This window comes from Allobosea sp. 10L422, from assembly GCF_056395345.1.
Map to the genome: position 1 here is coordinate 178,460 of NZ_JBFTJI010000013.1, position 9,284 is coordinate 187,743.

Here is a 9,284-nt window from a genome sequence, read left to right on the forward strand (position 1 = left end):
CAGATGAGCCCGGTGGCGCCCAGCAGAGCCGTTCGCGACGCGTCGCGCGCGCTGGCAAGCAGGCACTTCAGCCTGAGGCGACTATCCGTGGAGCCGGTGTTGCTCGTTTCAGCGAGAATTCCATGTTGCACGACATATCCTCCTCTTTCAGCTCTCTGGACCTTCTCGCCGGACGCATCGGAAGCCGATATGGCTTGCCGAGGTGTCGACGAGTTGGGGATGGCGGGCCGCCGGGCGGTAGCGCCGGCAGTAGTTGGGTGCGCACAGATGCGAGCCGCCTTTCAGGACCCTGCGCGGGATCCTGAGTTCCGGATGGCACGGGTCGTAGCTCTGGTCTTCGCGCCCGCCGCGCGGGTTTTCCGGGATGCAGCAGGCTTTCGGCGCATCGGCGGCGTGTCTTGGCGCATAAAAATCGCTCGTCCACTCCCAGAATTGCCGATCATATCGTGGAGGCCGTAGCCGTTGGGCGGGAAGGCGGTGACCGGCGAGGTGCGCGTGAACCCGTCCTGCGCAAGGTTCTGCCGCGGGAAATCGCCCTGCCAGGTGTTCGCCATGTGCCTGCCGCCGGGCGTGAACTGGTCACCCCAGGCAAACTCCGCGCCGTCGAGCCCGCCGCGGGCCGCGAACTCCCATTCGGCTTCGGTCGGCAGGTCTTTGCCGACCCAACGCGCATAGGCGAGCGCACCTGAAAAGGCGACGTGAACGACGGGATGGTTGTCGAGGCCGTGGACGCTGCTTTTCGGGCCGTGTGGATGCCGCCAGTCGGCTCCCTTCAAGTACGCCCACCACTCGCCCCAGAAGCGCAGATCAGCGGGATGGTCCGGTGGTGAGAAAACGAGCGAGCCCGCATGGAGCATGTGCGGCAGGGCAGCCGGGTAGTCTTTAGGATCGGGCGGGATCTCGGCCATGGTGACATGGCCTGTCGCGCGGACGAACTCCTTGAACTGGCGGTTTGTCACCGGTGTGCGGTCCATCCAGAACGCATCGACGGTGACGCGGTGGACCGGCGCCTCTTCGGGATAGTGAGCGTCAGACCCCATGTGGAACGTGCCCCCCGGAATAAAGATCATAGGAACTGGGAAGCCAAACTCCCTGACGCTTTCAGCAAGAGTTGGCGTAGCCTGCAATTGGACCTGCGCTATCACGGCGGCCTCCGATATTCCGGCCTGGATGTTCGGCTAGCTGGGGAGTGACGGCTATCAGGGTTTGCCCGGAAACAATGGGAGCGCGACCCTGATTTTGACGCAACGGTAGGTGCCCCATGACGACGCGCAGGAGCTCTGCCCCGAAAAGCTGACATCCAATCAATCAAGCAACTCGCCAACCGCCGCATTGCGCACGTTGCAGGTTACGACTCCTGATCACCTTGTCGGCATCTGTGAGCGCACGGAATGGCGCAACTCGACAGCGCAATGCCTCAGGGTTTAACGTGGGTTTTTGTAACCAATCTGCTCTGGAACTGTCTTCCTCTCTCGTTCACCAAAGGTGGCCGCGATGGACGACCTCGTCGCGCACGAGCTTGAGGTGGCGCCCAAGGGTTTGACCCGGCACCTCCGGCGGAGCGTCGCCGTAACCTTCGCCATCGTGGTCGTGGCGGCTTGCGCCATTCTCGTCACCATTCTTTTCTCGCGTGCGCTCAGCGAGCGACAGGCGATTCTCTACAAGGCCAACAGTGCCGCCTCCGCGCTGTCCCTCGCCTTCGATCAGGAGGTCGCAGCCGTTCAGTACTTGCTCAAGGGATTGTCAACATCGCCCGCGCTTCGCTCTGGCGACACCAAGGCCTTTTATGAGCAGCTCAAGGCGACACCGGTTCCGGATGGGTCCTGGCTGATCCTCAACGATCTCGAACGGCAACTCATAAATACATTGCTGCCCTATGGCGATCCGTCGCTTCCGGCCCACACGGCCTTTCCGACCTCCCCGGAGGCGCTTGTTAGGATTCGCGACCGGGGTTGGTCCGTTTCCGGTCGTCGGTTCGGAGTGGTTAAGCAAGCCGTCGTCGTTGCGCTCAGTCTCAGGATCGACGGACGTGACGGTAAGATGAGTCACTGGCTTACAACCATCCTCTCCGATGTGCGGCTGAACGCGATCCTGCACGATCAAACGAGTGGCCCGTCGTGGACGAAAGCGCTTTACGATCGCAACCTTCACATCATCGTCGCGGAGCGAGGGGGACATGCGCTAGCGGAACTGCCCGCATTGGCGGATTTGATCCCGCGCCTGGCCAATGCCGATCCGACAACCACAACGGTCGGACTGACCGAGGGTGTCGATGAAAGAGGTGTACCGGTCGTTGTCGCATATCGCCGGTCCGGAGCAACCAATTGGACAACGGCCGTCGCGGTGCCGCGTGCCGTCGTCAACGCTCCGTTGACCGCGGTGCTCTGGCAGATGGCGCTGCCGGCGGCGCTTCTATTGCTTGCGGGCGGGGCCGCCGCACTCTTCACGACCCGAAAGGTCGAACAGCCGCTGAAGTTCCTCTCGGATCTCATCAGTGTCGCGGAGGGTCGGGTTACGCAACTCTCGGATCAACTGCTCGCGGTGCAGGAGGACGAGCGCCAGCGTATCGCGCGTGAACTCCATGACTCAACGGCGCAGCATATCGTCGCCGCAAATATCGGCCTGATGCACTTGGAGACCGAGATCTCGCAAAGCTCCTCAGCTCGAAAGGTCTTCGCTCAGGTCGAGAATCTTCTCGAACGTGCCCTCCTGGAGCTTCGGGTTTTCACATACCTGCTGCATCCTCCCAATCTGGCAAGCGATGGCCTCAAGCTCACTCTACAGGACTTTACTGAAGGGTTTGCTGAGAGGACCGGGCTGAGCGCTTCAGTCAGAATCTCTCCCATGGTGAGCACGATCTCCCCTGACATCCAGCGGTCCATTTTGCGTGTGGTGCAGGAGGCGCTCTCCAACGTGCACCGGCATGCCGGGGCTACGCAGGTCATAGTCGGGATCAAGTTGGCGTCCGGCAGGCTGGTCATCCGGGTGCGCGACAACGGACGAGGCATGAAGGTCGCAGACGGATCTGGGGCGCGCCCTCGACTGGGCGTGGGCATTTCAGGTATGCGAGCGCGGTTGCAGCAGTTCGGCGGCGACCTGAAGATCAAAACGGGTGCTCATGGGACGGCGCTGATCGCGTTTGTCCCGATGTCTCCACGCGCCTCAACCCAAAACCGATCGGCCGCGTGACGCTTTGCGAGCGCCGTGCATTTCAGGGTCTCACGCATCAAGTTTCAGGGTTTTACGACAGCGAAGGCGCTTGTGTCGGCGGTATGACCGGCGCACGCTCGCGCTGGCCCGTAAGAGACTTTTCCCGTGCACTGCAATGAGGGGATCTACTGCTGATGCGGATCCTGATCGCAGATGACCACGACGTCGTTCGCTCTGGCGTGCGAGCCATCTTGGAAGGCCAGGCCGGTTGGGAAGTGGTTGGGGAGGCTGAGGACGGTAAGGCTGCGATTGACCAAGCGCTGACCACGCACCCTGATGTCGTCGTGCTCGACTACAGCTTGCCGGTGCTCAATGGCATCGAGGTCACGCGTCAGATCCGCACCCGGGTGCCCGGCGCGGAGGTGCTGATCTTCACCATGCACGACACGGCCACTCTTGTGCGCGAGGTGCTGGAAGCGGGGGCCAAAGGCTTCCTGCTGAAGTCGGACGCCAAGAAATTTCTGATCGCGGCGGTTGAGAGCCTGGCCGCTCACAAACCTTTCTTCACGGGCAAGGTCTCCGAAGCTCTCCTGGCCACCTTTTTGTCATCAGGGAAATCATCTGTCTCCCTCCTGACCGCTCGCGAGAAATCTGTCGTGCAGCTCATCGCCGAGGGCCAAACGAACAAGAAAATCGCTGAAGTGCTCAGCGTCAGCCTCAAGACGGTCGAAACCCATCGGGCATCAGCGATGCGCAAGCTTAATGTCGATACGACCGCGGCCCTGATTCGCTACGCGATTCGCAACAAGCTGGTGCAGGCCTGACCGCAGTGTGATCCGGATTGATCCACCCCCACTGAATTGGTCCACCCTGAAGTATGTCTTTTGGCAGACAGGAGGATCGAGATGCCGAGGAAGCGCCACAAGCCCGAAGAAATCGTCGCGAAGCTGCGCCAGGTCGATGTGCTGGTCTCGCAGGGGCAATCTGTTGCCGACGCGATCCGTTCGATCGGCGTGGAGGTGAGTTACTACCGCTGGTGTCGTGAGTTCGGCGGCCTCAGGTCAGATCAGGTGAAGCGGATGAAGGAGCTTGGCCGAGAATGCCCGGCTCCGCCGCGCCGTCGCGGACCTGACGACGACAAGCTGATCCTGAAGGAGGCGGCTTCGGGAAACTACTGAGCCAACGGTCGAGCCTCTTCCCAATGTGCTACGGCAGCGATTCACCTCGAACGCCATCGGCTCGGGTCGCATGGCACTACGTCGCGCCGGGCAAGCCGATGCAGAATGCCTTCATCGAGAGCTTCAATGGGCGCCTCCGCGATGAACTTCTCAATGAAACCCTGTTCTCGACGCTCGGCAAGGCCAGAGCCGCCCTGAGCGCATGGAGGTCCGACTATAACGGATCCCGACCTCACTCGGGGCTTGGCTGGCAGACACCGTCTGCCTTCGCCGCCACCTTCCACCCACGACGAGATTTGCCGCTGCGCTATACCAACGGCTTCGCACCAGATCCCGTCATCCACCCCGGCCAAAAGGCCACAACCTACCGCCCGAGCGAACTCCGCGCTGGATAGAAACTGGGGGCAACGTCACGCGATATACTAACTGGCTTAGCGTCTTCCTGCCCGATTGACGGGGCCTCCACGGTTCATTGGCGTGCCGGGGCGCACGCCGACGCCCGGCGCACCAACGCCCGGTGTCGCAGCCGCGCGGGCAACTGGCCTCGGACGCAACACAACGCCTGCACGAGCAACGCAGCCAGTTGGGTAGCCGATGTATTGGCAGTAAACGACGGCGCGCGCTTCTTTAGTGGTTACGCTGATGCTTCCTGCAATGAGTGCGGCGAACACGATTAACGTCTTCATTTTCCCCTCCATTCGGACAGGACAGCCTGGTTCTTTCCAGTTCGTTGGTTGGCAGAGCCTGTAGCCGTAAATACTGGCCGGACTTATCAGAAGGCGCGCAATCGTCCGGCCGTGCTATTGTACGCAAGTACAATGCGCCGCCAGGAAATAAAGCGCTCAAGGCGTACCTCGCGCGCCGGAATTTATTTGCGCAGAACGAATTCGTTCGCCAACTGAGCCGCTTTTCATGCTCTTACCCCTCGGAATAGGAATGTGGGGAATGCTCGTCTGGCTCCAGAAAGCGCGCTATGATCGCCAACCGGCCGGGTGGGCTTCCCGGAGACGTCGCCTTCTTCCGGTGTCGGACTTGGGGGGCACTTATGAAACAAAATGATCAGAAGCCGCTCAAGAAGGAAGATTACGAGCGCAAACTGCGCGATCTGCATGGCGAACTCGTCAAGCCCAAGGAGTGGGCGAAGCATGTGGGCGCAAAGGTCTGCATCGTCTTTGAAGGGGGGGATGGCAAGGGCGGCGTGATCAAGGCAACTACCAAGCGCGTAGGCCACCGGACCTTCCGGGTGGTGGCTCTACCGCCGCCCACGGAGCGCGAGAAATCGCAAATGTATGTGCAACGCTATCTGCCGCATTTGCCTGCCGCGGGCGAAATTGTGATCTTCGATAGCAGTTGGTACAACCGGGCCCGCGTCGAGCGGGTGATGGATTTCTGCTCCGAGGAGCAGGGCAAGAGCTTTTTGCAGGACGTATCGGGCGTCGAAAGGGCGAACGTCGATTCCGGCACCATCCTTCTGAAACTGGCTGGAAGTCGGCCAAAAAGAGCAAACGCACCGGATGCAGGAGCGCATCGGCGATCCGCGGAAGATCTGGAAACAGTCTCCCATGGATCTAAAATCATACTTCGCTGGCACGATTATTCGCGGGCCCGTGACGAGATGTTTCGCGCCAGCGATACGGCTTGGCCGCCCTCGTACGCCGTCTGCTTCGACGACAGGCGCCAGGCACGTCTCAACATCATCTCCCACATCCTCAGCTCGGTCCCGTATGAAGCGCCGCCACGGGAGAAAATTGAGTTACTGATGCGGCAGAACCCGGATGGGTACGAGGAGCGCGACTTCGCGCGGAATTGAATCGGCTGATAGGCTTGCGAAGCCGCTTTTTTCTGCGTGAAGGGGGCGCCAATCGCGGCAGACCTTGATCCCTTAGCTTATACCATTCGCTGCGAGGCGTAGCTCGGGGCAAATGCCATGAACATTGCGATCTCGCGTCTCTTCCTGTTGGCCGCTGCGGCGCTCGCGCTGCTTACGGTGGCCATCGTGGCATTTCTGATGTGGTCGCGGCCTCTGCACCTGCGGGTCGCTGCGGGACCGAAGGACGGAATCGATGCCAAGCTGTTGATTGCATTCAATCGTCTGCTCGAGATCAACCAGGCTGGGGTCCGCCTGGATTTGGTGCCTACGGCCGACGTCCATGCGAATAATCGCTTGCTTGAAAAACGAGAAGTCGATCTGGCGGTCACGCGTCTCGACGATCCGTTGCCTACAAGCGCGGCGCTGGTGGCGTTGCTGCGCACCAACGTCGTGATCGCTGTCGCGCCGGCACGACACAAGCTGGAGAGCCTTTCCGATGTGAAAGGCAAGCGCCTTGGTCTCGTTTCCCGCACGCCGCTTGACGAGCCTTCCTTCGTCAGGCTGCTCGAGATGTTGGGCCTCACGCCAGCGGACGTTCAATTGGCAATTATCAAGCCCGAAGATGTCGCCGGGCTGACCGCCCGCGGGCGAATTGACTGCCTCGCCGTTATCGGCGTGCCAGCAGATCCAGTGGTCAGGGCAGTTGTTGCGGCGGCGGGTGACAGAAAAAAGAACCCTCCCACCATCCTCAGTATCGAATTCGGTGAATCTCTTAAGAAGAATACTCCGGCCGCAAGTTCCGAGGCGATCGAGAAATTCGCATTTCCTCGCTTATCTATTCCAGACGAAGACGTCGACACAGTCGGCGTTCCGACCGTGCTTGCTGCCAATCGCGCCTCAACCGGCCCACTGCGCGTGCGGGTCTACAACAATGCGATCACGGAGGTTACCCGCAGCCTACTCGAGCGGCGCAGCGAGTTGGCGCGCGAAGTTGCAGTAGCCAACCTGATTGCGCCGCCGGAAAGCGAGAAGGAAGATGCACGCTTTCCAATTCACCCAGGCACCGCCGCATATCTTGAGGATACGGATACGAGCTGGGCGACCCTCTTTAGCGATCAGATCTGGAACGTCGTGCTCGTGGGCGGTGTCGCGAGCTCGATTCTGGCTGCCGCCAGTGGCTACCTCAAGAAAGGCGATCCTGATCGCATACCCGAGATCTTGGACCGCCTGAAGAGCATTACCGAGCGCGCCTGGGCCTCGATCGACCCCACCGACGCAATCGACCTGTCGCGGGAGCTCGGTGCTCTTACGATCGACATGGCAACCCTCGGCTATCGACGTCGTTGCAGCTATGAGGAGTTCGCGCCGCTGCATCTTGCATACGAGAGCGCCCGCGACGCTGTGGCCATGTTGCATTTAAGACGTGACCCTCCGCCGAAGGCCACGATCAGGCAGCTTTGAGATGGGCGTCGTGCTGGAGCCGCCAGTTCCAGGGGAGCAACTCGCTGAGGCGGCTCTGCGGCGTGTCGGCGATGTGGGCGAGGACGTCGGCGAGCCAAGCCTGCGGGTCGATATCGTTGAGCTTGGCGGTGCCGATGAGGCTGTAGATAACGGCGGCTCGCTCGCCACCACGGTTTGATCCGGCGAAGAGCCAGGCTTTGCGGCCGAGAGCCAGCCCTCTCAGGCTTCGTTCCGCAGCATTGTTCGTGAGGCAGATGCGGCCATCGCTGAGGAAGCGGGTGAAGCCATCCCAGCACCGAAGCATTTAGTCAATGGCCTGGGCGACGGGCGCATGCCGCGAGAGCGTGGCGCGATGCTCGCGCATCAGGCTTCGAGATCGGCGACAAGTGGAGCGCTGCGGTCCCGGCGGACGGCGAGGCGCTGCTCGGCCGCGATGCCGTTGATCTCGCGCTCGATGTCGAAGAGCTTGTCGATGCGAGTGACGGCTTCGAAGGCGATCGGCGAGATCGGCGCGGCGTTACGCCCGCGCCGGCGACTCGTGGCGATATCGGCAAGCTCGAAGATCTTCCCGCGAGCATGGGCCCAGCACAGGGCTTCGACGACCGGCCCAGGCTGGCGATCGGGCGCGAGCAGCCGGTTATAGCCGGCATAGGCGTCGGCTGCAGGACGCCGGTGAAACCGCGCAGGTGATCATTGGGGTGCCCGATCGCTTCGTCTGCGGTGTAGCCGAACAAGCGTTCTGCGCTGGCGTTCCAGCTCGTGATCGTGCCGTCGAGCGACTTGCTAACGATGGCGTCGTCGGCCCGTGGGAGTTGGTTTCGCAAACCAGCGTCTCCGGCTCGCCTGGCGTCTTGGCTGTTCGCCTGGGCTTCGGGCGCGAGGACCATGAGGGCATGGGAAGTAATCTCATGAGCGTCGGCGAAAAGGCCGCGCAGCGATTGCCGCGTTTTCGGATTCATCGCGATTTCGCTTGCCCTCAAACAATGAAACCGCGCCGGCTCGGGGGGACCGACGCGGCTCCGGTGATCGAGACGCTCAACCAATCACCACCGCAATCCGAGAGAGGCTAGGGCCATCGATGAGGAGTTCATCGGCTACGCGCGGCAGGGGAAGAACAGGACCTTGAGGTGCACGGTTCCTAAACGGCGTTGTGTCAGAACGACGCAGAAGATGCCGAGCAATTGGGATGCCAAACGTCGCTTGCCCCAACCCCGAAACGGGCGCGTACTGCCGAGGCAGTTGGCGGGGGCCGGCGATGTATACCGGGAAAGGCCTGCTTATCCTGCGGGACGGCCGGACGCTCCCGCTCAACTACCAATTTGGCAGCAACTCCGACGATACCCGCGCCGGGTACCTTTTCTGCGATCTCTCGGACGTCGATCCAGCCGCCCTCTTCTACAGGCTCCGCGTGGTCTGCGACGACGGTACGAATCTCGTCGTTGCAGCCGCGCATTCCAGCGACCGCTACCTTGCTGTCATCGGGCGGCTGTCCGCGCCACGCGATCCGCCATAGAAAAAGGGAGCCGGCGGGGGGGGCCGACTCCCTTCGATGGCCATCTTGGCAGAGGAACCATCTCCACTAACCCGCGCAGTGGATTTATCCAGAACGACCTCTCCAAGGTCTAGTTCCGCTAATCCGGTCAAAAATTTTAGATCAAGGGTCGTTCGCCTCGAATGACCTCCAC

Annotated in this window: 7 protein-coding genes and 4 pseudogenes; 8 read left to right on the forward strand and 3 right to left on the reverse strand. The window is 61.4% G+C overall.

Annotated elements, in window-relative coordinates; genetic code table 11:
* Positions 1-147 precede the first annotated feature (147 nt).
* Positions 148-1,070 (reverse strand): annotated as a pseudogene (locus AC1DEZ_RS22505) (formylglycine-generating enzyme family protein).
* 424 nt (positions 1,071-1,494) lie between these two features.
* Between AC1DEZ_RS22505 and AC1DEZ_RS22510 the strand changes: the two are divergent.
* The 4 genes and pseudogenes from AC1DEZ_RS22510 to AC1DEZ_RS22525 all read left to right on the forward strand — a co-directional run.
* Positions 1,495-3,189 carry a histidine kinase gene (locus AC1DEZ_RS22510; protein ID WP_476780736.1) on the forward strand — a complete coding sequence of 565 codons (1,695 nt, stop codon included), beginning with the start codon at positions 1,495-1,497 and terminating at the stop codon, positions 3,187-3,189.
* A gap of 152 nt (positions 3,190-3,341) precedes the next feature.
* Entirely contained in the window at positions 3,342-3,974 is a 633-nt protein-coding gene (locus AC1DEZ_RS22515) for a response regulator (protein ID WP_476780750.1), read from the forward strand.
* An 81-nt stretch (positions 3,975-4,055) separates the two neighbouring features.
* Positions 4,056-4,319 (forward strand): annotated as a pseudogene (locus AC1DEZ_RS22520) (transposase); the annotation flags it as partial.
* 71 nt (positions 4,320-4,390) lie between these two features.
* Positions 4,391-4,723 (forward strand): annotated as a pseudogene (locus tag AC1DEZ_RS22525) (integrase core domain-containing protein); the annotation flags it as partial.
* 36 nt (positions 4,724-4,759) lie between these two features.
* Here AC1DEZ_RS22525 and AC1DEZ_RS22530 read toward each other — a convergent pair.
* Entirely contained in the window at positions 4,760-5,014 is a 255-nt protein-coding gene (locus AC1DEZ_RS22530; RefSeq protein ID WP_476780737.1) for a hypothetical protein, read from the reverse strand.
* Positions 5,015-5,373: 359 nt separating this feature from the next.
* Here AC1DEZ_RS22530 and AC1DEZ_RS22535 point away from each other — a divergent pair, with 359 nt between their 5' ends.
* Positions 5,374-6,138: a polyphosphate kinase 2 family protein gene (locus AC1DEZ_RS22535; protein ID WP_476780738.1), complete on the forward strand. Its 765-nt coding sequence runs from the start codon at positions 5,374-5,376 to the stop codon at positions 6,136-6,138.
* 117 nt (positions 6,139-6,255) lie between these two features.
* The gene (locus AC1DEZ_RS22540; RefSeq protein WP_476780739.1) at positions 6,256-7,599 is read left to right on the forward strand and encodes a TAXI family TRAP transporter solute-binding subunit; all 1,344 of its coding nucleotides are present in this window, start codon (positions 6,256-6,258) and stop codon (positions 7,597-7,599) included.
* Here AC1DEZ_RS22540 and tnpC read toward each other — a convergent pair.
* Positions 7,586-8,402, reverse strand: a pseudogene (gene tnpC / locus AC1DEZ_RS22545) (IS66 family transposase); the annotation flags it as partial. The gene AC1DEZ_RS22540 and the pseudogene tnpC overlap by 14 nt on opposite strands.
* On the opposite strand from tnpC, the gene AC1DEZ_RS22550 reads away from it, so the two are divergent.
* Together AC1DEZ_RS22550 and AC1DEZ_RS22555 are read left to right on the forward strand one after the other, a co-directional pair.
* Positions 8,298-8,669 carry a hypothetical protein gene (locus tag AC1DEZ_RS22550; protein WP_476780751.1) on the forward strand — a complete coding sequence of 124 codons (372 nt, stop codon included), beginning with the start codon at positions 8,298-8,300 and terminating at the stop codon, positions 8,667-8,669. The pseudogene tnpC and the gene AC1DEZ_RS22550 overlap by 105 nt on opposite strands.
* A 185-nt stretch (positions 8,670-8,854) precedes the next feature.
* Positions 8,855-9,112 carry a hypothetical protein gene (locus tag AC1DEZ_RS22555; protein WP_476780740.1) on the forward strand — a complete coding sequence of 86 codons (258 nt, stop codon included), beginning with the start codon at positions 8,855-8,857 and terminating at the stop codon, positions 9,110-9,112.
* Positions 9,113-9,284: the final 172 nt, after the last annotated feature.